This window comes from Pseudoalteromonas sp. SM9913 (assembly GCF_000184065.1).
Taxonomy (GTDB): Bacteria; Pseudomonadota; Gammaproteobacteria; order Enterobacterales; family Alteromonadaceae; genus Pseudoalteromonas; species Pseudoalteromonas tetraodonis.
The window spans coordinates 2834783-2858503 of the sequence record NC_014803.1; the positions used below are offsets into that span (position 1 = coordinate 2834783).

General features: G+C 40.7%; 19 protein-coding genes. 13 read left to right on the forward strand and 6 right to left on the reverse strand.

Annotated elements, in window-relative coordinates; translation table 11 throughout:
* The first annotated feature begins 269 nt into the window (after positions 1–269).
* The 3 genes from rapA (at position 270) to PSM_RS13035 (ending at position 4980) form a co-directional block, all read left to right on the forward strand.
* A complete protein-coding gene (rapA, locus tag PSM_RS13025; protein WP_013465895.1) occupies positions 270–3164 on the forward strand; it encodes an RNA polymerase-associated protein RapA in 2895 nt (964 codons plus the stop codon).
* Positions 3165–3304: 140 nt separating this feature from the next.
* A complete protein-coding gene (rluA, locus tag PSM_RS13030) occupies positions 3305–3958 on the forward strand; it encodes a bifunctional tRNA pseudouridine(32) synthase/23S rRNA pseudouridine(746) synthase RluA (protein WP_028835629.1) in 654 nt (217 codons plus the stop codon).
* 92 nt (positions 3959–4050) lie between these two features.
* Positions 4051–4980 carry a DUF3530 family protein gene (locus tag PSM_RS13035; protein ID WP_013465897.1) on the forward strand — a complete coding sequence of 310 codons (930 nt, stop codon included), beginning with the start codon at positions 4051–4053 and terminating at the stop codon, positions 4978–4980.
* Here PSM_RS13035 and djlA read toward each other — a convergent pair.
* The 3 genes from djlA to PSM_RS13050 are packed head-to-tail and all read right to left on the reverse strand — an operon-like array spanning position 4963 to position 7508.
* Positions 4963–5820: a co-chaperone DjlA gene (gene djlA, locus PSM_RS13040; protein WP_008113211.1), complete on the reverse strand. Its 858-nt coding sequence runs from the start codon at positions 5818–5820 to the stop codon at positions 4963–4965. The two genes, PSM_RS13035 and djlA, sit on opposite strands and share 18 nt — an antisense overlap.
* 33 nt (positions 5821–5853) lie before the next feature.
* Positions 5854–6510: an N-acetylmuramate alpha-1-phosphate uridylyltransferase MurU gene (gene murU / locus PSM_RS13045; RefSeq protein ID WP_013465898.1), complete on the reverse strand. Its 657-nt coding sequence runs from the start codon at positions 6508–6510 to the stop codon at positions 5854–5856.
* Positions 6507–7508, reverse strand: coding sequence for an aminoglycoside phosphotransferase family protein (locus tag PSM_RS13050; protein WP_013465899.1), 1002 nt, complete (start codon positions 7506–7508; stop codon positions 6507–6509). Before PSM_RS13050 ends, murU begins: the two co-directional genes overlap by 4 nt.
* A gap of 94 nt (positions 7509–7602) precedes the next feature.
* On the opposite strand from PSM_RS13050, the gene lptD reads away from it, so the two are divergent.
* From lptD to PSM_RS13085, 7 genes are all read left to right on the forward strand, one after another.
* Positions 7603–9849, forward strand: a complete 2247-nt coding sequence (gene lptD, locus PSM_RS13055; RefSeq protein ID WP_041695801.1) for an LPS assembly protein LptD — start codon at positions 7603–7605, stop codon at positions 9847–9849.
* A gap of 96 nt (positions 9850–9945) precedes the next feature.
* On the forward strand, positions 9946–11241 hold the full coding sequence (gene surA, locus PSM_RS13060; RefSeq protein ID WP_013465901.1) for a peptidylprolyl isomerase SurA: 1296 nt from the start codon (positions 9946–9948) through the stop codon (positions 11239–11241).
* A gap of 2 nt (positions 11242–11243) precedes the next feature.
* Positions 11244–12236 (forward strand): 4-hydroxythreonine-4-phosphate dehydrogenase PdxA, encoded by a 993-nt coding sequence (gene pdxA / locus PSM_RS13065; protein ID WP_013465902.1) that lies wholly within the window; start codon positions 11244–11246, stop codon positions 12234–12236.
* Positions 12233–13039, forward strand: coding sequence for a 16S rRNA (adenine(1518)-N(6)/adenine(1519)-N(6))-dimethyltransferase RsmA (gene rsmA / locus PSM_RS13070; RefSeq protein WP_008113221.1), 807 nt, complete (start codon positions 12233–12235; stop codon positions 13037–13039). Before pdxA ends, rsmA begins: the two co-directional genes overlap by 4 nt.
* Positions 13023–13412 carry a Co2+/Mg2+ efflux protein ApaG gene (apaG, locus tag PSM_RS13075; protein WP_008113223.1) on the forward strand — a complete coding sequence of 130 codons (390 nt, stop codon included), beginning with the start codon at positions 13023–13025 and terminating at the stop codon, positions 13410–13412. The genes rsmA and apaG overlap by 17 nt, the downstream gene beginning before the upstream one ends.
* A 15-nt stretch (positions 13413–13427) precedes the next feature.
* Entirely contained in the window at positions 13428–14246 is an 819-nt protein-coding gene (locus PSM_RS13080) for a symmetrical bis(5'-nucleosyl)-tetraphosphatase (RefSeq protein ID WP_013465903.1), read from the forward strand.
* Between the two features lie 304 nt (positions 14247–14550).
* Positions 14551–16566: a methyl-accepting chemotaxis protein gene (locus PSM_RS13085; RefSeq protein WP_013465904.1), complete on the forward strand. Its 2016-nt coding sequence runs from the start codon at positions 14551–14553 to the stop codon at positions 16564–16566.
* A 358-nt stretch (positions 16567–16924) separates the two neighbouring features.
* Here PSM_RS13085 and rpmG read toward each other — a convergent pair whose 3' ends face one another.
* From rpmG to radC, 3 genes are all read right to left on the reverse strand, one after another.
* Complete coding sequence (gene rpmG, locus PSM_RS13090; RefSeq protein ID WP_004587947.1) at positions 16925–17080, reverse strand: 50S ribosomal protein L33; 156 nt, start codon at positions 17078–17080, stop codon at positions 16925–16927.
* 11 nt (positions 17081–17091) lie between these two features.
* The gene (rpmB, locus tag PSM_RS13095) at positions 17092–17328 is read right to left on the reverse strand and encodes a 50S ribosomal protein L28 (RefSeq protein ID WP_008464111.1); all 237 of its coding nucleotides are present in this window, start codon (positions 17326–17328) and stop codon (positions 17092–17094) included.
* A gap of 272 nt (positions 17329–17600) precedes the next feature.
* Positions 17601–18275 carry a RadC family protein gene (gene radC, locus PSM_RS13100; RefSeq protein WP_013465906.1) on the reverse strand — a complete coding sequence of 225 codons (675 nt, stop codon included), beginning with the start codon at positions 18273–18275 and terminating at the stop codon, positions 17601–17603.
* A gap of 141 nt (positions 18276–18416) precedes the next feature.
* On the opposite strand from radC, the gene coaBC reads away from it, so the two are divergent.
* From coaBC to PSM_RS13115, 3 genes are all read left to right on the forward strand, one after another.
* Positions 18417–19610: a bifunctional phosphopantothenoylcysteine decarboxylase/phosphopantothenate--cysteine ligase CoaBC gene (gene coaBC, locus PSM_RS13105; protein ID WP_013465907.1), complete on the forward strand. Its 1194-nt coding sequence runs from the start codon at positions 18417–18419 to the stop codon at positions 19608–19610.
* A gap of 223 nt (positions 19611–19833) precedes the next feature.
* On the forward strand, positions 19834–20421 hold the full coding sequence (gene slmA, locus PSM_RS13110; protein ID WP_008113236.1) for a nucleoid occlusion factor SlmA: 588 nt from the start codon (positions 19834–19836) through the stop codon (positions 20419–20421).
* A gap of 344 nt (positions 20422–20765) precedes the next feature.
* On the forward strand, positions 20766–23513 hold the full coding sequence (locus PSM_RS13115; RefSeq protein WP_013465909.1) for a S9 family peptidase: 2748 nt from the start codon (positions 20766–20768) through the stop codon (positions 23511–23513).
* Positions 23514–23721 lie beyond the last annotated feature (208 nt).

Sequence of the window (23721 nt, forward strand, 5' to 3'; positions counted from 1 at the left end):
GCTATACCCAATAAACTAATCAGTGGTTACTAATAAACTTGATTAATTACTTAGGTATAATTTGAGTTTAGTCTATTTGTCATAAAAGTCTGTTTTATGACAAATATCATTTAGTTTGAATTTTCCACAAAATCGACGCACTAATGAGCGCTTAGGGTTGGTAATAATTCATACTTATAAAATTAATTAAAAGTCAGGCAAATAGCGCCTTGCAGTGGTGTTATCTAACAGGTAACATAGCCGCCTTTTTCTTCATAGACGAGACATACATGAATTTTTCCTTAGGTCAGCGTTGGATAAGTGACACAGAGTCAGATTTAGGATTGGGCACCGTTGTTGCCATTGATGGCCGCCAAGTCAGCATTTTATTTCCTGCCAGTGGTGAAAACCGTGTTTATTCTTCTGCAGAAGCTCCGGTAACCCGCGTAGCATTTAATCCTGGTGATGTGATCCGAAGCGTTGAGGAGTGGGAATTACAAGTTGAGTCTATTGAAGTACAGGGTGAGTTATTGTGCTATCACGGTGAACGTGTTGATAACGGTGAAAAAGCACAATTAAAAGAAACTTTTTTAGATCACTTTATCAAGTTCAATAAACCGCAAGACCGCTTATTTGCAGGCCAAGTGGACCGTTTTGATCGGTATACTTTGCGCTATCAAACTTGGTTACATCAGTTTGAACGTCAGCAGTCACCTATTAAAGGCTTAATTGGTCAACGCGCTAATCTTATTCCGCATCAGCTTTATATTGCTCAAGAAGTCGGTAAACGTTTTGCACCGCGGGTATTACTGTCTGATGAAGTAGGCTTAGGTAAAACCATCGAAGCGGGCATGATTTTACATCAACAAATTATCACCGGTCGTGCCAGCCGTGTACTTATTGTTGTGCCTGAGAACTTACAACACCAATGGTTAGTAGAAATGCTACGCCGTTTTAATTTACGTTTTTCTATTTTTGATGAAGAACGCTGCGACGAAGCGTTTGCTGATTCACCTAATGTATTTGATACCGAGCAATTGGTGCTTACTAGCCTTGAGTTTTTAACCAAGAAAAAACGCTGGTTTGAACAAGCTACGTTGGCCGACTGGGATTTATTAGTAATCGATGAAGCGCATCATTTAAGCATTAATAACAATAAACCCAGTGCTGAATACCAACGTATGGCTGAGCTGAGCCAAGATATTCCAGGGCTAATTCTTCTTACCGCTACGCCAGACCAACTGGGTCATCGTAGTCATTTTGCTCGTTTACAACTGCTCGACCCAGATCGTTTTTACGACTATGACGTGTTTAAAGAAGAAGAAGCAAACTACAAAGACGTTGCCGAAGCTGCTAATCAGTTATTACAAGAACAAGCACTGGATGACAGCGCAAAGGGCACATTAATTGAGCTATTAAAAGAAACAGATATCACCGATATCCTTGAAAAAGCCCAACAAGGCGACCTTGCTGCACGCAAAGAAATACTCAATATGTTATTAGATCGCCATGGCACTGGACGCATATTATTTAGAAATAGCCGCAGTGGCATTGATGGCTACCCTAGCCGTAAATTACATGCCTACCCAATGGCATTACCTAAGCAATACAAAACAGCAATGACCGTACTGGGTAATATGAGTGGCATTCAAAATGCCGAACTCAGTGCGCAACGTGCACTTTTCCCTGAAAAAATATTTCAAGAATTTGAAGGTGAAAGCGCAAGTTGGGGATTATTTGACCCCCGTGTAGATTGGCTAATCGAAACGCTAAAAACACTCAAGCGTGAAAAAGTACTGCTTATTTGTGCTAAAGCCGAAACAGCAATTAGCTTGGAGCAAATATTACGTGAACGCGAAGCAATTAAAGCCTCTGTGTTCCACGAGGGCATGTCGATTATTGAACGTGATCGCGCTGCGGCATTCTTTGCCGATGAATACGATAACGCACAAATATTACTGTGTTCAGAAATTGGTTCAGAAGGTCGTAACTTCCAGTTCTCACATCACTTAGTGTTATTTGATTTACCACTCAACCCCGATTTACTTGAGCAACGTATTGGTCGATTAGACCGTATAGGGCAAACACAAGATGTGAACATTCACGTGCCTTACTTTGAAAACACAGCACAAGAAGTACTACTGCGTTGGTATAACGAAGGCTTAGATGCGTTTGAAAGCACATCAACCACTGGGCAGTTGCTGTATAAAGAGTTTAGCGAAGATTTACTTGAGTACATTGCAGCTCATAATTGTGATGAAGATGAGCTAGATCCACTCCTTGAGCAAGTAGCACAGAAAAATGCAGTATTACGCAAACAAATGGAAAGTGGTCGAGATCGCTTACTAGAGCTACATTCATCGGGACAAGGTGCTGCTGACTCACTTGTAGCTGACATTGAAAAGCTCGATAACCAGTTTGAACTGCCAAGCTACATGATCAACGTGTTCGACACCTTTGGTGTAAGCCAAGAAGATAAAGGTGAAAACACCATTATTTTAAAGCCCACTGAGCACATGTTAAACGCTTCGTTCCCATCGCTAAAAGACGATGGTATGACAGTAACCTTTGACCGCGATACCGCGCTTTCTCAGGAAGATGTGCACTTTATTAGTTGGGATCACCCTATGGTGCAAGGCACTATGGATATGATTTGTGATGATGATTTTGGTAGTTCATCGGTGGCGTTACTTAAAAACAAAAAGTTACCACCAGGCACCTTTTTTGTTGAGCTAATATTTGTTGCCGAAGCCATGGCACCAAAAGTCCTGCAAGTGGGTCGCTTTTTACCCCCTACGCCAATTCGTATTTTACTCGATAAGAGCAGTAATAACTTAGGTGAAAATGTTGGTTTTGATGGCTTTAATCAGCAACTATCTGCGGTAGGTCGTCAAACAGCAAGTAAATTAGCAGGTGCATTGCAAAGTGCGGTTCATCCAATGATCAATACCGCAAAAGACATGGCGCAACAAAAGCTGGATGTTATTCGTGCCGAGTCATTAGCAAAAATGCAAACATCGTTGAGCGAAGAGCAACAGCGATTAGTTGCACTGAAACAAATTAATCCAAACATTCGCCAAGAGGAAATTACCTTTTACGATAAACAACGCAATGAGCTCACCGCACATATTGAAAAAGCGCAGTTAAAACTCGATGCGATTCGTTTGATTGTGGTTTCGCACTAGAGAATCTAGCTGTCAGTCGTTAGTTAAAGATCAACTAGCGTGTGCATTGAAAAAAGCGCGATATTTATATCGCGCTTTTTACTTGAGCCTTTGCCCTCACTCCACTAAAATAGCGCACTTCAAAATCACTGAGGTCTGCCGTGTTAGTTAACTACAATCCCCCTATGAGCCCGTATTTAACTATACTGTTTCAAGATGATGATTTACTTATTGTAAATAAGCCTAGCGAATTACTCACCGTCCCAGGTAAAGACCCAAAACATGCCGATAGCTTAATAAATCGCGTCAACCGTGTTTTTCCTAGTGCTAAAATTGTTCACCGTTTAGATATGGCTACCTCAGGCATACTTTGCTTAGCAATGAACAAAGCCGCTCATCGGCATTTAAGTATGCAATTTCAAGAGCGCGAAACAGCAAAACGTTACATTGCACGAGTATACGGACAACTTGAAACTGAAACAGGCTCCGTTGACTTACCGCTTATTTGCGACTGGCCGAACCGTCCTAAGCAAATGGTTGATCATGACAATGGCAAACCTTCGCTCACTCATTTTAAAGTCCTTGAACGTGAAGCACAGGCAACCCGTGTAGAGCTTACTCCTATTACAGGGCGCTCACATCAGCTGCGCGTGCATATGCTAAGCTTAGGCCATCCTATTTTAGGCGATCGCCTCTACGCCCATAAAGACGCACTTGCTGCTGCTCCTCGGTTACAATTACATGCACAAATGCTACAACTCAAACACCCTGTAACGGAGCAAGTACTTACTTTTGAAGCTGAGAGCGAGTTTTAACACGGTTTAATCTTTTAGCTATTTACAGTAAATAGCTAAACTTTAAGAGCACTACGCCGATACATAAATAAGATTTAAATTAAAAGCTTATTATGTTTATTACGCAGATGTTTAAAGTCATTATTACTACTCTTGTGCTTGGCTGTACGTTAATCAGTTTTCAAGCGCTGAGTGCTGAGTATATCGCTCCTCCTCCCTTTTCAAAAAATATTGATGCGGATATCTCTCGCTTAGCCCAAAGTGATGAAGTAAAGCCTATTTTAGCTGGTGATACTGAGTTTTTAACTTTATACAGTGAATATATGAGTGCGAACTTTAGAGGTGTAGTCATACTCATTCCTGACTGGCAATCAACGCCAACAAACAATGCAGGCATGAACTTTTTACGTAAAGAACTGAATAACCACGGGTATACCTCTTATGCGATGACAGTGCCTGATATTGATTGGCAAGCAGCTCAAGATGATGCAGCAAAAACGACAAATGATTCCGTGGGCACAAATAATAAAACAGCCAACGCAAATACTAAGCCAAACACCAGTACACAAAAACAGCCCCATCATGCTGACTATGTTGAGCAAGTAAATACTGAGGTGGTAGACAATTACAAGTTAAAACTACTCGCTCGCTACGACGCTTTATATCAGAAGGCTGCGATTGAGTCTGAGAATATTGTTGTTATTGCACAAGGCACCAGTGCTGGGGTGTTATTGGAGCATTACGCTGAGTTTTCAGACTCAAAAATAAACGCCTTCATTAGTTTGAGCAGTTACCTTCCTAATACAAAACGCAATGCAAAGTTAAGCCAAATAACATCTTTGGTCACCCCTGCTTTGTTAGATATTTATTTTGCTACAGACAGTAATGATATTTTAATGAATCTTAAAAACCGCCAGCGTTGGGTTAATCGAAATGCAAAGTTTGATTATCGCCAGCGCCAGCTGTTTGGATTACGCGATGCGCCGCAGCAACATGCGCGGCTAAGCAAAGAAATAGACGGGTTTTTACGCCGCCTTTTTTAAATACTCGTATGCCGCTTGAATATCTTGGCTTTTTTTAACTGCCACTTCCATCATATGCTTAGGTAAACCTTGCGATACCAGTTTATCAGGGTGGTGCTGAGCCATGAGCTTACGGTAGGCTACTTTAATATCACGTTGCGACGCGTCTTTATTTAAACCTAATAAGGCCAATGCCTGCGAACGGTTCATATCATTACTTGGTGGTACATGATGTCCTGAACCTTCGCGGTAGCTGCTACTTTGACTTTGCTGCTGTTTAAAACGCTGTTGTTGCTGCCTAAAGTTAAACTCTGCTTGATAACGTTTTAATACAAAGGCAAAGTGTGCTTTAGACACACCTAGCTGCTTACTAACTTCTTGCAGTAATTGCTTTTCTTGTGCAGCAAGTACCCCGTCAGAAAACGCCATTTGAATTTGAATTTCTAAAAATAACTGCAGTAAATCATAACGTTTAGCAAAACGTTCTTTAAAATCATAAACCGTATCTTTGAGTGAAAAGTCGCTATCTTTACCTGATTGAAATGCCTGCTGCGCTTCACGGCGCTCTTCGCCTTTTAAGCCCATTTCATCCATAAACAGCGTCGCTGCTTTAATGTGGGTTTCGCTAACACGGCCATTCGACTTGGCAATATGCCCCATTACCGCAAAGCAACTCGAAAAAAACAACGCTTGGCGTTCGTTAACATCATCGCCTTTAAAAAGGTTAGAAAAGCCGCCAGCTTTATCAAAGTCTTTTTTTAAGCTTTTATCAAACATATGGCCTAGGTATAAGCCTAAAATGGCACCAAATATTTTGCCAAACATAAAACCAAAACAGAAACCGAGAATTTTTCCCCACATTTTAAAACTTACCTCTAGTCTTTTATATTTAGCTTATGGTGCTAATTGTTGGTTAAGAGCCGATAAACGCTCTGGTGTGCCTATATCGTCCCATTGGCCAATATAGAGTTCAGTGGAGACTAAATGTTCATTTAATTTTTCACGTAGCAAAGGGCCTAATGGCCGAATGCCTGGGGCTAGCCCCTCAAAAAAGTCAGCTTGATAACGCCCTATCCCTGAAAAGGTATACCGCTGGCTATTTGTCGGTAAGTAGCTCAGTGCAAAATCGCCATCAGGATTATGCGCAGGGTTTTCAACCAATACAATGTGCGCCTCTTTAGGCTGTAAATGTAGCTGCATTAATGCACTGACATCGTAGTCGCTGTAAACATCCCCATTAATCACAATAAATGACTCACCGAGTAAAGGAAGCGCTTGAATAATACCCCCTGCAGTTTCAAGCCCGCCAGTCACCTCTTGGCTGTAGGTTATGGTTACCCCCCATGCACTGCCATCTGCAAAATAGGCTTTTATTTTATCTCCTTGCCACGCAAGGTTAATCACAATTTGGCTAATGCCAGCCGCTTTTAAGCGCATAATATGATGTTCAATAAGTGGCTTACCTGCCACACATAACATAGGTTTTGGCAGCTGTGCGGTGAGCGGCATCATACGTTTACCGCGTCCAGCAGCTAAAATCATGGCCTTCATAGTTGCTCTCCTTTTAACCGCAGCTGTACTTTTGGTATCACGTAATTTTTTATCCAATCTGATAAGTCGCAAAGCTCCGGATATTGTGCCGCTACCTCTATTACGTATTCAAGCGTAGGAAGTATATTCGCTAAGTAACCTTTTTTGCCATCACGTAGGTACAAGCGACAAAAAATACCCGCCGCTTTTAAATGGCGCTGCAAGCCGGTTAAATCAAACCAATATTTAAATTCTGCAAATGATTCATGAGTTATTAAACCTTGGCGTTTAAATTCGTCGTAACCAAACTCAAGTAAGTGAGCAAGCTCGTCTTTAGGCAATTTAAAGTAGCAGTCTCTTAAAAGTGAGACTAAGTCGTAACATAATGGGCCTTGTACCGCGTCTTGATAATCAATAATCGCCCATTGCTGCTCGCAGCGCATAATATTACGACTGTGATAATCCCGGTGCATTGTGACTGTGGGTTGCTCAAGCAGTGTATTTATTAGCAGCGCTGTGCTTGTTTGCCAAGTCTGTTGCTGCTCAGCGCTGAGCTCTGCGCTAATAAAATCATTAACCAGCCAATTTTTAAAAATATCCAGTTCAAGTGCAATAAAATCAAGGTCATACGGATTCATTGACGGCGCGGCTGGAGTTTTTGCCCACTTGGCACTTAAACTGATCAGTTGCTGGTAATACTCGCTGCGATTGGCATCATCAAGTAAGTCGGCTAAATGGGTGCTACCTAAATCACTTAGAATAAAAAAACCTTGCTGCTCGTCACTATGAATAATGGATGGTAATAAAAAACCCTGCTCAGAAAACACCTTATTTAATGCAATATAGGGGACGTTGTTAACTTTTTTTGGATCGGAGTCCATCACAATAAAGTGATTATTTTCAGCGCTTAACCTATAATAACGGCGAAAACTGGCATCTGCGGTTATTGCATTAAGCGCATAGGATTGCTCACCAAAGTGAGTATTAATAAACTGTTGTAAACTCTCAAAGCGTGTCATTTTATAAGCTATCTATTTTTCACTAATTACTTTGCCATTGTTTTCCTTTATTATGTATAGCTTGTAACTAATCACAGAGCATAAAGGTCGATAAATGAGCAAAACCTGGGGCATTTTGATGCTAAGCGTACTGAGCGCACCATCGCTTGCCGAAACTGAACTGACACACAATTTTTGTGGCACTTCAATGCAAACCAGAGCTTGGCAACCGCTTGCTGGCCTTGAGCTTGGAACGGTTGATATCAGCGCTGATGACGTTGAGCTTTTAGGAACGCAAAGCGCTGAATTTACTGGCAATGTTGATATTAACACCGTTAACATGAGTTTGTCCGCACAATCAGCACTGATTGATAAACAACGTGGCCTGCTTAATGCCACTGGCCCAATTACCTATCGCGATTATGTAAGCCACGTACAAAGTTCGGGCTTAAATGCCGATTTAAATAACTCAGCATTTAGTTTATTAGGCGCACAATATAGCCTAACACAACAACAAGGCAAAGGCGGCGCGGAAAAGCTCACCGTCGATAAGTCTGGCTTAATGCTGATGAATGCAAGCTTTACTGCGTGCCCAGGTAATACGCCTGTGTGGGCTATTGAAGCCGATGAAATAAACTTATCACGTGAAGAAGGCTGGGGCGAAACCTACAATGCCGTGCTACGTATTTTAGATACGCCGGTACTCTATTTACCTTATTTTACTTTCCCACTCGATGAGCGCCGTAAGTCAGGCTTATTAACGCCCAGCTTTTCAAGTTCAGATCGCTATGGATTAGAAACGATTACGCCTTATTATTGGAATATTGCCCCTAATTATGATGCCACTATTACCCCGCGTTATATGTCACGTAAGGGGCTACAATTACAAACTGAATTTAGATATTTAACCCCAGAGCACCAAGGTTTAGTGGCTGTAGAATATTTAAATAAAGATGACTCAGAGCCTGAGCTTAACGAGCGTTTTTTGTTTCATTGGCAACAAAAAAGTTATATTGGTGAAGACTGGCGAGCCAGTATTGATATTACCAATGTTAGTGATGATAACTACCTCACTGATTTAAACTCAACCTATGCAAGTAAAACCGATACGCAGCTTTATCGTACCGGCTCGCTAACCCATATGGGCGAAATGTGGCGTACTGATATAAAAATGCAAAACTTTGAAGTACTCGGTGACCACTTAGAATCATACACGGCGTTACCACAAATTAGCTTTACCCAAACCACCCCTTGGAAAATTGATTATTTCGATTTTAGTGTTTCAGGCGAGCTGAGCCATTTTACTAACAGCTCCGCGGTAATTGACCAAGCTACTCGCGTGCACATCGAACCTAAAGCACGCTTTGATTACAAAGAGTATGCCTGGTCATTTTTATCTGAAGTGAGCTTATTGCAAACTAACTATAAACAAGACGGTGATTTACAGGGTACACAGTATAGCGATAATGTTTCGCGTACTTTGCCTAAGGTGCGCTTATATTCTCAGCTTAACTTTGAGCGCGACACCTCAATTTTTATTGACGATGGTATTCAAACTCTAGAGCCACAAATTCAGTATTTATATACGCCTAATAAAGATCAGTCTGACATTGGCTTATACGATACCACCAAGTTACAAGATGACTTTTTTGGTTTATTCAGGGATGCGCGTTTTTCAAGTGTTGACCGAATTGCCGCAGCTAATCAATTTACATTAGGGGCTACAACGCGTTTATTTGATAAGAAAAATGAAGAAGTATTTAACTTCAGCGCAGGCCAAATATTTTATTTAAGTGACTCAGCCAAGCCTACAGAGCAAGGACTTAATAGCGATAGTAACTACAATGCCTTGTTTGCAGCGCAAACCATGTTACATTGGCACCGCCGCTGGTATTTATCGGGTGGTATTCAGTACGACACGGATGGCAAGCAAATTATCCAGTCAAATTTAACCTTAGACTATAAAGGTGACGATAATCAGCTGGTTCAATTGAACCATCGCTATGCAAATGATGTCTCAGGAAATACAATCGAGCAAGCGGGCTTATTTACAAGCATCCCTATCAGTGACGAGTGGCAATTTATTGCAAGTTACCATCGCGATCTTGATAATAACCGCAGTATTGAAGTATTGAGTGGATTACAGTATGAATCGTGCTGTTGGGCGTTCCAAATTACTGGCCATCGCCAAATTGAAACTGATTTAAATCAGTCAATTGGGCAACCCCAAGCCACTTTTGATTCGAGCATTCGTTTGAATTTTGTATTAAAAGGGCTTGGTAGTAAAAGCCGTTACGATGCTCAAAAATTATTACAACAAGGTATTTTTGGTTATCGTAGGCCGTATTTTCTTAATGACTAAACTGCTTTATTTATAGTAAAAATTTACAAATAACTATATTAATTTAGCCGTATTTAGCATTACAACAGTACTATTAGTAAGAGTAGTAAAAAGAATATGAATTTAAAAAAATTATTAACATCAGCAGTTTTAACGTTCAGCTTGTGCCAAAGTGCATTTGCCGCCCCTGTCGAAATAGACAAAGTAATTGGTATTGTAAACCAAGGCGTTATTTTAAAAAGTGAAGTAGACACTATTGTTGATCGCGTAAAAAAACAAGCAGAAAAACAAAACCAACAGCTGCCAAAAGACGAAACACTACGTGTTCAGGCGATTGAGCGTTTAGTAAATCAAACCTTGATGATGCAGATGGCTGAGCGCATGGGCTTAGAAATTTCAGATAGCCAGCTTGACCAAACACTTGCCAACATGGCTAAAGAGCAAGGCGGTACAATTGCTGATTTGCGTCGTACTATTGAAGCGTCGGGTGAGAGCTTTCAAGCTTACCGCGAAGAAATTCGTAAAGAGATAACCACGCAACAAGTTACACGTGCAAACGTAGACCGCCGTATATATGTAAGCGACCAAGAAATTGATAACTTACTAAAAATTATGGATAGCCAAGGCCAAAATGCCGAAGAATACGATATTGGTCACATACTTATCGATATTCCAAGTGGTGCTGCTGCAGACGACGTAAGCTCAGCAAAAACACGCGCAGACAAAGTTATTGAACTGCTGGAAGATGGCCAAGAATTTAAACGTATTGCCATTTCATCATCAAGCGGCTCAAAAGCGCTTGAGGGCGGACAATTAGGCTGGATGGGCATTAACGAAATGCCATCGTTATTTGCAGAAGCTGTAAAAGGTAAAAAGAAAGATGCGATTATTGGTCCACTTCGTTCCGGTGCGGGTTTCCACATCATTAAAGTGCAAGACGTACGTGGCCGCCAAGTAGTAGAAACCACTGAAGTTAAATCTCGCCATATTCTTATTAAGCCTTCAATTATTTTAAGTGAAGAAAAAGCTCGCACTATGTTAGCAGGCTTTGTTAAAGATTTACGCGCCGGCGATGTTGACTTTGCAGAACTTGCTAAAGAGCATTCACAAGACCCAGGTTCAGCACTTAAAGGCGGTCAATACGATTGGACTGATCCAACCACCTACGTGCCTGCGTTTAGAGATACGTTACTATCACTTGATAAAAACGAAATCAGCGAACCATTTAGAAGTCAGTTTGGCTGGCACATTGTGCAGTTACTAGATAAACGTGTTGCAGATAAGACAGAGCAAGCTAAACGCAATCGTGCACATGGCATGTTGTTTAATCGTAAATTTAAAGAAGAAAGCTTTAACTGGCAGCAAGAAATGCGCGAACAAGCCCACGTTGAAATTTTCCCAATAGACGAATAATTATGACCTTAAGAATTGCGGTAACCCCCGGTGAGCCTGCAGGCATTGGCCCAGACTTGCTATTAAAACTGGCACAGCACAGCTGGGATGCGCAACTAGTAGCGATTGCAGATGCATCGCTACTAAAACAACGCGCTAAGCATTTGGGTTTAAACATTGAATTAATTGAATTTGATGAACAAGCCAAAGCAATGCCAACAGCGGCTGGCAGCTTATATATTAAGCAAATTAATTTAGCAGAGCCCGTTGAGCTTGGCGTGCTTAATGACGCCAATGGACAATACGTGTTAGATACATTACGTATTGCCAGCGAGAAGAATATGGATGGCACATTTGATGCCGTTGTTACGGGGCCTGTTCACAAGGGTATTATTAACCAAGCCGGCATTTCTTTTAGTGGCCATACTGAGTACTTTGCTCAGCAATCAGGTACAGCCGATGTGGTTATGTTATTAGCCACTGAAGGTTTGCGTGTTGCCCTAGTAACCACACATATTCCGCTTGCTTATGTTTCTCGTGCCATTACGCAAGAGCGACTAGTTAAAGTAGCTAATATTCTTAATCATGACTTAAAAACGAAATTTGGTATTGAGCAACCACGCATTTTAGTCTGTGGCTTAAACCCTCATGCTGGTGAAGATGGCCATTTAGGCCGCGAAGAAATCGACACGATTACGCCTACGCTCAACCTACTAAGGGCTGAAGGGATGAACTTAATCGGTCCTTTACCAGCCGATACCCTATTTCAAGATAAATACCTAAATGAAGCCGATGCAGTGCTGGCTATGTATCACGATCAGGGATTACCTGTGCTAAAATATAAAGGATTTGGTAAGTCAGTGAATATAACTCTTGGCCTTCCATTTATTCGCACCTCAGTCGACCACGGTACTGCGCTTGATTTAGCCGGTACAGGCGATGCTGATGTTGGCAGTTTTGAATTAGCGATCCGCGAAGCAATTAAGCTCGCCCATGAAAAAGCACAGAATCAATGACCGATAAAGTACACTTAGGACACCGCGCCCGTAAACGTTTTGGCCAAAACTTTTTATTCGATGAGTCAATCATCGACAAAATCGTCACCGCTATCGATCCTAAACCGCAAGATAATTTAGTAGAAATTGGCCCAGGTCTAGGCGCTATTACCGAACCTGTTGCCGATTTAAGTGGCCATTTAACGGTTGTTGAGCTAGATAAAGATTTAGCCCAGCGTTTAATTGAACACCCTTTTTTAGGGCCAAAATTAACCGTAAACCAAGGCGATGCAATGAAGTTTGATTTTGCAAGCCTGGTTAAAGATGACAAAAAGCTAAAAGTATTCGGCAACCTGCCGTACAACATTTCAACGCCTTTGTTGTTTCACTTGTTTGAATTTGCCGATCATATTGAGCACATGCATTTTATGCTGCAAAAAGAAGTGGTAAAGCGCATGGTAGCAGGCCCAGGTAGTAAAACCTTTGGTCGCTTGAGTGTGATGACTCAGTATTATTGTCATGCGATGCCTGTGGTAGAAGTACCGCCTGAGTGCTTTAAACCGGCACCTAAAGTCGATTCTGCGGTTATTCGCTTAATCCCTAAAAAGGCACAGCAGCGCACCGCTAAAAGCGTTAAAATATTAAACACCGTTTGTTTAGAAGCGTTTAATCAGCGCCGTAAAACGTTGCGTAACAGCCTTGGCAACCTTCTAACAGCTGACGAATTAACCAGCATTGGCATTGATATTACTTTGCGTGCTGAGAGCCTGTCGTTACAACAATTTATTGATATAGCTAACTGGATTTATGACAACAAGCAGTAATATAGGATCACCTGTAAAGGTATCTGTTGAAACGTTTTATGTAGAAGAGCAATCGCAACCTGAACTAGATAAGTTTGTGTTCGCCTACTCCGTTACTATAAAAAACCACAGTTTATGCAGTGCAAAGTTACTTAGCCGTTATTGGCTAATTACTGATGCCAATGGCAAAGAAGTAGAAGTGCAAGGCGAAGGTGTGGTCGGTGAAACCCCAGATATAGCCCCAGGTGAAAGCTACAAATATACCAGTGGTGCAATAATAGATACACCGGTAGGCACCATGCAGGGACATTACACTTTACGTAACGAGTTTGGTGCTGAATTTAAAGCACCCATAAACGTATTCCGCTTAGCCTGTCCTAATATCTTACACTGACAAAAACAGGTAACAATGGCCGACTACGCGATAGGTGATTTACAAGGCTGCTTTGACGAATTTAGTTTATTGTTAAAGCAAGTCGACTTTAACCCTAGCAAAGATCACTTATATTTAGTGGGTGATATTGTCGCTCGCGGCCCAGACTCTAAAGCGTGCCTTAATTATATTTATCAACATCAAGACAGCGTTAGCGTCACATTAGGCAATCATGACTTACACATGATTGCCTGTTATTTAAATAATGTTACACCTAACCCCAAAGACAGACTCACTGCACTGTTTAACAGTAGTAAACTGCCCCACTACATCGCGTTTTTACAAACTCAGCCTTTAGCACTTTATTTAGAACAATATAATTGTTTTATTTCTCATGCAGGCCTTAACCCTGATTGGTCGTGCGCACACGCTATTAAACACGCTCAATTTGCTCAACAGTGTTACAGTCAAAACAATGCCGAGTTCTATTTTAAAAACATGTATCAGCCTCACCCGCTAAAATGGACTGAGCAACTTGATGATGCTGCTAAATTTCGTTACATCGTTAATTATTTCACTCGCATGCGCTTTATTACGCCTGATAATTTGCTCGATTTTAATGCAAAAGAAGCAACAACAAATTCATCATCACTAATTCCTTGGTTTTCTCATCCTGCCATTATGAACGCTCAACATGACCTAATTTTTGGACACTGGGCAGCACTTGAAGGCAAAACGCCCTACAACCACCTTTATGCTCTAGACACGGGTTGCGTATGGGGTGGCTCAATGACACTAATAGAACTGCAAAGTAAGCAAAAATTTTCAGAAAAATCACAACTTTTGTCTAAATAAACTGAAAAAAGTTAATACATCTGTTAAGTTTAAGAGTGGATGTTAAATTGTATAATTACAAAACATTCACAATAATGTGTAAAAAATAGCAATGCTCTTATAATTGAGTTAAACATAGACAGTAAACGAGTGTTATTGCCTACATTATTTTTTATCTTTAATAAAAGACTTAGTTTGTAATTAAGTTTTGCGGTAAATTTAGCAACTAACTATTAACAGTAAAAATTAATTATTTTTAATTACTTAACTTATTGTTGAAAGCGCCGATAAGTTTTAATAGACGTATTTTTGAATGGAAAACCATATGAATCTAACAGTGAGTCAACGTATTTGGGGTGGTTTTATATTTATCACTTTATTACTTTTAATTATTGGCGGTAACTCTTTAATAAAAATAGCAAATATAGATCGTTCAACTCAAAAAGTTAATCAGCTATCGCTTCCTGCATTAAACAAGAGCGCTCAGTTACAAGCAGAATTTATTTTGATGAGTAAAGCCGCTCAAGCTAGTTTCCATATAACATCGGCTCAAGAACTCGCCACGTTAAAAGCGCAAATAGAAGAGCAAAAACAAATATTTAATAAATTGCACCGCGAACTACAACAAGTTGTTAAAGACGATCCACAGTTAAACAAAAGCAGCCTTGAAGTTGAAAAAACCTACCAGAGCTTTTCAAATATCATAAACAGCCTGCTTAAAGATAAAAACACCCAGCTAGTGCTTAACAAAAAGCTCAAAGCGCAACTAGAAACCGTAGAGCTAGCAGCAGAAGATGCCAACTCTATGGTACTTGATATTATTGATATTGATGGTTTAGAGGATAATCATCCACGCGCTTATCAAGCAGCTAATAATCTAGAAAATAACTTTATGTCCGTGGTTACCAGCAGCACCGACATGCTAACCGTTAAAACGCTTAACACGCTCGATATTATCAAAAACGAGCAAGTGTATTACTTTGAAGAAGTCGTTCGTACCGTTTCATTAATAAAGCCGGCGATAGAGCAAAGTCACAGCAGCTTGTTTAATGACTTAAAGGGTTATGTAGATACCCTAGAGAGCAATATTTTAGGTAACGATAGCCTTTCAGCGAATAAAAAACGCCTTATTGACGCAATAAGCACAACCGAGCGTGAATTAGCAGAGTCTGAAAAAGCGACTAAAACAGCGCTCAGCCAAATTGACGAATTAGTATTACAAGCCAGTGGCGTTGCATTTACATTACAAGAGGGCGTACGTAGTGACGTAAACTCAGCTAATTTATGGACATGGATAGGTATGATCATTGCGACTATTATCGCTGTGCTTGTAGCCATCATTACGGTTAACCGTATTACTAAGCCATTAGCGGAAGTAAATCGTATTCTAGATATTGTTGCCAGTGGTGATATGACTCAACGCTTAGATGACAGCGCAAAAGATGAATTTGGTGAATTATCGAAAAGCTGTAATACCTTAATTGATAGTTTACGTAGCTTAATCACCGGTATTATTTCACGTTCAACACAACTTGCAGCCGCTTCTGAGCAAACCTCAACAATTACCGGTGAATCAAGCAAAGCAATCAGTAATCAGCAAGCGCAAGTAGAGCAAGCAGCAACCGCAACCACTGAAATGAGCAGCACATCACAAACAGTGAGTAATAGTGCGCAACAAGCACTGAGCGAAATTAAAAATGCCGATAAAGAAGCGGAGCGCGTTAAAGGTATTTCAAATCAAAATAAAGCAACCATTGAGCAACTCGCCTACGAGGTAGACGAAGCATCAAGTGTTATCAATAAACTACACAAAGATAGCGCATCAATTGGTAGTATTTTAGATGTTATTCGCGGTATTGCCGAGCAAACTAACTTACTTGCACTTAATGCAGCGATTGAAGCCGCTCGTGCCGGAGAGTACGGCAGAGGCTTTGCTGTGGTAGCTGATGAAGTAAGATCACTTGCAAGTAAAACACAAGAGTCGACCCAAGAAATTCAATCTATGATTGAGTCACTACAGTCGGGCGCTGAAGAAGCGGTTAAAGCTATGGAAAAAGGTAAAGAACGCGCGGTTTCGTGTGTTGAGCAAAGTGACTTAGCCAACAGTGCACTGGATTCAATTACCCTTGCAGTATCACAAGCGCATAATGTCAGTGAAGAGATATCAACAGCAGCACAAGAGCAACAACAAGTATCACAAGAGATCAGTGAGCGCTTAGAGTCTATTGTTGCTATTGCCGAGCAAACAGCAGAAGGCGCTGTACAAACGAATATTTCAAGTTCAGAAGTGGCTAAATTAGCCGAAGAACTAAGAATATCAGTAGAGAACTTTAAAGTATAAATATCGCGCTGTAAGTAGCCTTAGAGCTACTTACAGCTCATACCCTAGTAAGTCAGCGTAAAGCCCCCTTATTCCTCTTCAGGCATACTTAAACAGCTCATAACCCCACTCTAAATACACAACACCAAACGACTTAGCTCGTAAAATTATTTAATGCTCATACTCTTTATGTTTTTTAGTTATAAACAACTGATGCCATTATCTACGGAATAATTCGTGGTGCTTAACAAAAGCCAATTAGCGATTTAATTCAATGGGTATCATTACGGTGATATGGTTTCGGTAGATGATAGAGCAGATTTTAAAAACAAAAAACCCAGCATAAGCTGGGTTTTTACATTTCTGAAAGAAAACTAAATTACTTAATTTTAGCTTCTTTGAAAATCACATGTTTACGAGCCTTAGGATCGAATTTTTTGATTTCCATTTTTTCAGGCATGTTACGCTTGTTCTTGTCGGTAGTGTAGAAAAAACCAGTACCAGCAGTTGAAACTAAACGGATCTTATCGCGCATAATTCAGTTCCTTAAACTTTTTCGCCACGAGCACGGATTTCAGTAAGAACCGTGTCAATGCCTTTTTTATCGATAATACGCATACCTTTAGTAGTAGTGCGTAATGTTACAAAACGTTTTTCACTTTCAACCCAAAAACGGTGTGTTTGTAGGTTAGGTAGGAAACGACGTTTAGTCGCGTTTCTCGCGTGTGAACGGTGGTTACCAACCGCTGGACGCTTACCTGTAACTTGACATACTTTAGACATGTCTATATATCTCCAATAACTTCGCTCGAGCTTAATTTTCCCTAAGGCCATGTATTTGTGCCCTAGAGATAAATCGAAGGGCGCTCTTTATACAGCTTTTACAGGCAAAGATCAAATACTGATCTTATCCAACCAGCTCATGTGTAAATTTGATAGCGGCTAATTATAAAGATCGAATGCCCTTAGGGAAAGTAAAAACTGCATTTAAATTAAACTAATTTGCCAAAACGCACTAAACCGCTCATTTTTAGCACATATCTGAAGCGATAAACTCAAATCAGTCCCCGTTCGGCAAACGAAACACTGCTTTCACCACCAATAATAATATGATCCAACACATTTATGTCGACTAATTGCAGTGCTTGGCACAACTTATTGGTAATGAGCTTATCGGCCTGACTCGGTTCTGCAATACCACTGGGGTGATTATGTGAAAAAATAACCGCCGCCGCATTATTTTTCAGTGCCGCCTTTACCACTTCACGCGGATATACACTGGCCGCATTAATTGTGCCGTAAAATAATATTTCATCTTTTAATAAACGATTTTGACTATCAAGATACAACACCATAAATACCTCTTGCTGCAATCCACGCATTTGCAGCGTTAAATAGTCATAAACGGCTTGTGGAGAGTTAAAAACGGCGTCGCGTACAAAGCCTTCTTGCATGTAACGCTGGCTTAGCTCAAGTACTGCTTGTAGCTGAACATATTTAGCCATTCCCAAGCCTTTTTGCGCACAAAATTCATCCATACTGGCATTAAACAAATTATGCAGGGTTTTATTTTCGTTGATCAGATGCTGCGCCAACTCTATGGCATTCATGCCGGGTAGGCCCGTGCGCAAAAATATAGCTAATAGTTCAGCATCAGAGAGTGCCTTTGCGCCCTTTTCTAGCAGTTTTTCTCGCGGGCGGAGCGAATTAGGCAGTGACGTTAATTGCATGATTCATCCTTGAAAGATTACTGTACTGTATAACTGTAATGCAAAATCAAAAATTAGCGCGATAAAACGCATTTTATCTTAGCTGTCACGCTCAAGATTTGTTATTTTAGCCACCATATTTTATAAAATTGATGAACAACCATGATTAATTTAACAAATAAAAAAATAGTGCTGGGTATTAGCGGTGGAATTGCAGCGTATAAATGTGCTGAACTCGTAAGACGCTTAAAAGACCATGGTTGTGACGTTAAAGTAGTAATGACCGAATCAGCAAAACATTTTATCACCCCGCTAACCATGCAAGCTGTGAGTGGTGAAATGGTGTCTGACTCATTGCTAGACCCATCAGCCGAAGCCGCTATGGGACATATTGAATTTGCCAAATGGGCTGATTTAATTTTAGTTGCCCCTGCCACCAGCAATATTATTGCGAAAATGGCCGCAGGGATTGCTGACGACTTGCTCACGACTTTATTACTGGCGACCCCCGCAAAAGTTGCCATAGCGCCAGCTATGAATCAGCAAATGTACGCACACCTTGCAACGCAAACTAATATAGCCACTTTAAAGGCTCGTGGCGTTGCTGTTTGGGGACCAGGTAAGGGTGAGCAAGCTTGTGGTGATGTCGGTGCTGGGCGAATGCTTGAACCGCATGAATTAGTGAGTTTATGCACTGAACCTGCGCAACCACAACTCTTAGCAGGTAAAACAATTACAATTACCGCAGGCCCAACCCGTGAACCTCTCGATCCTGTTCGTTTTATATCAAATCATAGCTCTGGAAAAATGGGCTATGCACTGGCGCAAGCTGCGTTATCATTTGGCGCACACGTGAACTTAATTTCAGGCCCGGTAACTATTACAGCACCGCAAGGTGTTAATTTAATTAATATAGAAAGTGCTGAACAGTTACTGCATGAGTCACTCAAATATGCGCCTCACTCAGATGCCTTTATTGGTTGTGCCGCTGTGGCCGATTATCGTGCAGCAAGTATCGCCACGCAAAAAATGAAAAAACAAGGCGATGAACTCACTCTTAGCTTAGTTAAAAACCCAGATGTAATAGCCGCGGTTGCAAACCTCACACAAAACCGCCCTTACACCGTCGGCTTCGCCGCAGAAACGCAGAACGTTGCTAATTACGCAAAGGGGAAACTAACCAATAAAAACCTCGATATGATTTGTGCCAACGATGTATCGCACAGTGATGTAGGCTTTAATTCTGAGCGCAACGCACTCACCCTGTATTGGCAAAATGAACAACTCGACTTACCTGAAACCAGTAAAATAGAAATAGCGGTTAAAGTGATCGAGCAGCTCGCCAAACGATTATAAAAAGGCTGGAAACAAACTGAATAAAACATTAACATGATGACGCCTTGTGACCTTTTGGTGTAATTTTACTACGCTAAAATAGCTTAACGCTTGCGCATTACTAATGTATCGCTGTAATACGTGCAAAAACACCCCATTGAGTATTGCGCGCTGTAACACTTGGCACAAAGCTGTGTTATCGCACATTTATGTTGAAAAAAATAACTATTAAAAAGGAATGTTCATGCCTGCGACAAAAAAAAGTAATCGCAAAGAGCAAATACTGCAAGCACTCGCACAAATGTTAGAAACCAGCCCAGGCCAGCGTATTACAACAGCCAAACTTGCCGCAGAAGTTGGCGTATCTGAAGCCGCTCTTTATCGCCACTTTCCTAGTAAAGCGCGCATGTTTGAAGGGTTAATTGAATTTATTGAAGACACGCTGCTATCACGTATTAATCTTATTTTAGATAACGAGAAAGAAAGTAAAGCACGTGTATACAACACCCTATTACTGCTGCTAACGTTTGCCGAAAAAAACCCAGGCATAACCCGTATATTAACAGGCGATGCTCTACAGGGTGAACAAGAGCGACTTCGTGAGCGTGTACAAGGCTTATTTGAAAAGCTAGAAACCCAATTTAAACAAATCCTTAGAGAGCGTAAGCTACGTGAAGGTAAAAACTTCCAAAGCGATGAGTTAACCCTAGCTAACTTTTTGCTTGCCTACGTTGAAGGTAAAATGAATCAGTTTGTGCGCAGTAATTTTAGTGCACGACCTAGCGAGCAATTTGAAAAACAATGGCCAGAGCTTCAAAAAATTTGGTTATAAGGTTTTAGTTAATTTTGCTAGCAAGGTTATTAAATTAAACTATTTAGCCATTTCTTATAATCTATTCCACATAAACTCTGTGTTCTTTTTATAAATTAGACTTAAAAATAAATTTGAACACAGAGCTGAAAGTAAAAAAATTGAAAACCACAATTAAACTTCCGCTTCCCTAACTTTTTACGGATACTTAGCACCTCGCATTCCGTAGCCCGAAAGTTTTACCTTTTACCTTTTACCTTATATTTTTAACCTCTCATCTCTGCCCTGCTACCACTTATCGTATCTACTCGAATTGTTATTAAAACTCGTTACAATAAAATAATGTTAAAAAACGAGAATCTATAATGAAAACACAACTCACTCTTGTAGGCTGTGCACTTATTACCAGCTTAACGAGCGCCAGTGCTTTAGCTAATAAGCCACTAGAATTTAAAGATGTATTTGATTTTAAATCTGCAAAAGGCACGCAGCTTTCTGAAAATGGTCAAATCCTTTCTTTAAGTGCAACCCCTTATCGCGGGAATGCTACCGGGAAAGTCTACTCACTCAATAGCAATAAGCTTATTGCTGAAGTGGAACGAGGAACCCGTCCTACCATTAGCAAAATGGCTAACTGGGTCGCATTTACGCAGGTGCCTACTCTGCTTGAAAAAGAAACCACTAAGAAAAAAAGTGACTTAAAAAATAACTTAGTATTAGTGAACACCCAAACCGGTGAGCAGCAAAGCTTTAATAATGTAAAAGATTACGTGCTAGCTAATAACGGCCAGTGGCTGGCCTATCGCAAAAATGAAAACGCTGAAGAAGACGATAAAAAGCTCGACAGCGACAGCGCTATCACTGCCGACAAAAAAGATAAAAGCTATCCTCTGGTTATCATCAACTTAAGTGACAAACGCACTCATACTCTTGAAAGTGCCTTTACCTATGGCATTAGTGCCACCAGCGATCAACTATTGGTGAGTCAAAGCTATGTGGATGGCGGCAATAATCAAATTACCTTATTTTCACTCGATAATTTTACCAGCACCGTATTAATTGATGAGCCTGGTGTGGTTGCTAGCAAAATAGCGTGGCACCCAATCGAAAAAACCGTTGCGTTTACCTTAGGCAACTATGTAAACGATGATAAGCGTCGTCGTCAGTACGAATTAACGCTGTGGCAAAACGACACGCTAACCACTGTGCAATCACCTAACCCAGAATGGTTAATGGGCAAAACCGCGACATTAACTTGGGCCGAAGATGGTACACGTTTATACTTTGAAAACCGCCCAAAACTCGCAGCAAAAATTAAACAAAAAGAATACACAGATGAGTCATCACTGTATGACTTTGAGGTAATTCGCGACCATAAAGGGTTAAATGTATGGCACAACAATGACGCGCAAATTAAACCTCGCGAAGAGCAGCAATGGAATGAAAATAATAAAAACCGTCATTACACGGCGGTATACCATGTAAACTCACAGCAAGTCGTTCAGTTAAGCACGCCAAATATGCCTGAGCTGTCGCTTAATACTGAGCGTGCCACTTCATTGTTAGGCTACTCAAATTTAGCGCATCTTGAAAAAGTAATGTATGGCGGTTTTTTTGCTGACTACTTTGCTGTTGATATAAACACGGGTAAACAGACTCCTATCATTAACGACTATCCATTTAGACCGAGCCTTGCGCCCAATGGGCAGTTTGCTGCTTACTTTGATAATAACCAAGTACAGCTTAAAAACTTAGGTAATAATAAAGTGAGCGTACTCAGCAAGGCGATTAACGCCACGTTTGCCGATGACAAACACGACTATCCATCCAAGCAGCCTGGTTATGGTTTTGCAGGCTGGCTGAACGATAGCAGCGAAATACTGGTTTACAGCAAATACGATATTTGGTCGTTTAACGTCAATACCAAGCAAGCTAAACGCTTAACTAATGGTAAAAAAAGTAACACGCAATACAGAGTGATCAAACTTGATAAAAACCAAGTAGCCTTTAACAACAATGATACGCTCCTGCTTTCTGCAATTAATTTACAAAGCAAGCAAAGTGAAGTGGCAAAACTTAATTTAGCAACTCTTGAAGTCACTGAATTACTTACAGGTAATAAGCGCTTTGATGTAATTAAAAAGGCCAAACATGCCGATAAATACTTATTTACTGAGCAAACCTATCAGCAATTTCCAGACATTTATCAAACAGACTCTAACTTTAAACAACCACAACGCGTAACTAACCTTAACCCTCAGATAAGCAACTTTGCTTGGGGACAAGCACCTGAACTCATTAGCTATAAAGGCTTTGATGGTGAAGATTTACAAGGGGTATTAATCAAGCCTGCCGGCTACAAAAAAGGCGATAAAGTGCCTGTTGTGGTGTACTTTTACCGCTACATGAGCCAGCGCATGTATGACTTTCCAAAAATGGAATTAAATCATCGCCCTAATTTCCCGATGTTTACCTCAAATGGCTACGCCATTTTTTTACCTGACATTCGCTTTGAAATAGGACACCCCGGTAAATCTTCAACTCAAACCATGATCAACGCCACCCAAAAGCTGATTGATTTAGGCATTGCCGACCCAGATAAAATAGGTTTACAAGGCCACTCTTGGGCGGGTTATCAAAGTGCATTTATGATCACCCAAACTGATATGTTTAAAGCAGTGGTATCGGGCGCGCCAGTGTCTAACATGACCAGTGCTTACAGTGGCATTCGCTTAAAATCTGGACTTGCACGCCAATTTCAATACGAAACAGGGCAAAGCCGTATTGGTAAAAATTTATTTGAAGCACCTGAGCTTTATATTGAAAACTCACCGGTATTTTTTGCCGATAAAGTAAACACGCCTATCTTAATTATGTTTGGCGACAAAGATGATGCGGTGCCATGGCATGAAGGCGTGCAATATTACTTAGCGCTTCGCCGCGCAGGTAAAGATGCAACCTTTTTACAATACGAAGGTGAACCACACCACTTGAAAAAGTTTCCTAATCAGGTCGATTTTTCAGTGCGTATGATGCAGTACTTTGATCATTATCTTAAAGGCAAACCGGCCGCTAAGTGGATGAAAGAAGGTGAAGCGTTTATCGAAGAGTAACCACTAGAAGTTAAAAAACCCCGATAGCACTGCGTGATATCGGGGTTTTTAACTATGTAATCATCATCACTTTAAAGAGAGTGTCCAAAGTAATAATGTGCCCGTCATATCTCTAGCTGAAGATCTACTCGCTATCACTGCAATGCAGAACTGTATTTTGCATACAAAAATAGCGCAAGCTAGATAACCCTTTCTTTTTGTAGTTATT

Bases quoted from the DNA above. Each gene is read 5' to 3' on its own strand.
- rapA (WP_013465895.1), top strand. From the start codon at position 270: ATGAATTTTTCCTTAGGTCAGCGTTGGATAAGTGACACAGAGTCAGAT.
- PSM_RS13035 (WP_013465897.1), top strand. From the start codon at position 4,051: ATGTTTATTACGCAGATGTTTAAAGTCATTATTACTACTCTTGTGCTT.
- djlA (WP_008113211.1), bottom strand. From the start codon at position 5,820: ATGTGGGGAAAAATTCTCGGTTTCTGTTTTGGTTTTATGTTTGGCAAA.
- murU (WP_013465898.1), bottom strand. From the start codon at position 6,510: ATGAAGGCCATGATTTTAGCTGCTGGACGCGGTAAACGTATGATGCCG.
- PSM_RS13050 (WP_013465899.1), bottom strand. From the start codon at position 7,508: ATGACACGCTTTGAGAGTTTACAACAGTTTATTAATACTCACTTTGGT.
- lptD (WP_041695801.1), top strand. From the start codon at position 7,603: ATGAGCAAAACCTGGGGCATTTTGATGCTAAGCGTACTGAGCGCACCA.
- surA (WP_013465901.1), top strand. From the start codon at position 9,946: ATGAATTTAAAAAAATTATTAACATCAGCAGTTTTAACGTTCAGCTTG.
- pdxA (WP_013465902.1), top strand. From the start codon at position 11,244: ATGACCTTAAGAATTGCGGTAACCCCCGGTGAGCCTGCAGGCATTGGC.
- rsmA (WP_008113221.1), top strand. From the start codon at position 12,233: ATGACCGATAAAGTACACTTAGGACACCGCGCCCGTAAACGTTTTGGC.
- apaG (WP_008113223.1), top strand. From the start codon at position 13,023: ATGACAACAAGCAGTAATATAGGATCACCTGTAAAGGTATCTGTTGAA.
- PSM_RS13080 (WP_013465903.1), top strand. From the start codon at position 13,428: ATGGCCGACTACGCGATAGGTGATTTACAAGGCTGCTTTGACGAATTT.
- PSM_RS13085 (WP_013465904.1), top strand. From the start codon at position 14,551: ATGAATCTAACAGTGAGTCAACGTATTTGGGGTGGTTTTATATTTATC.
- rpmG (WP_004587947.1), bottom strand. From the start codon at position 17,080: ATGCGCGATAAGATCCGTTTAGTTTCAACTGCTGGTACTGGTTTTTTC.
- rpmB (WP_008464111.1), bottom strand. From the start codon at position 17,328: ATGTCTAAAGTATGTCAAGTTACAGGTAAGCGTCCAGCGGTTGGTAAC.
- radC (WP_013465906.1), bottom strand. From the start codon at position 18,275: ATGCAATTAACGTCACTGCCTAATTCGCTCCGCCCGCGAGAAAAACTG.
- coaBC (WP_013465907.1), top strand. From the start codon at position 18,417: ATGATTAATTTAACAAATAAAAAAATAGTGCTGGGTATTAGCGGTGGA.
- slmA (WP_008113236.1), top strand. From the start codon at position 19,834: ATGCCTGCGACAAAAAAAAGTAATCGCAAAGAGCAAATACTGCAAGCA.
- PSM_RS13115 (WP_013465909.1), top strand. From the start codon at position 20,766: ATGAAAACACAACTCACTCTTGTAGGCTGTGCACTTATTACCAGCTTA.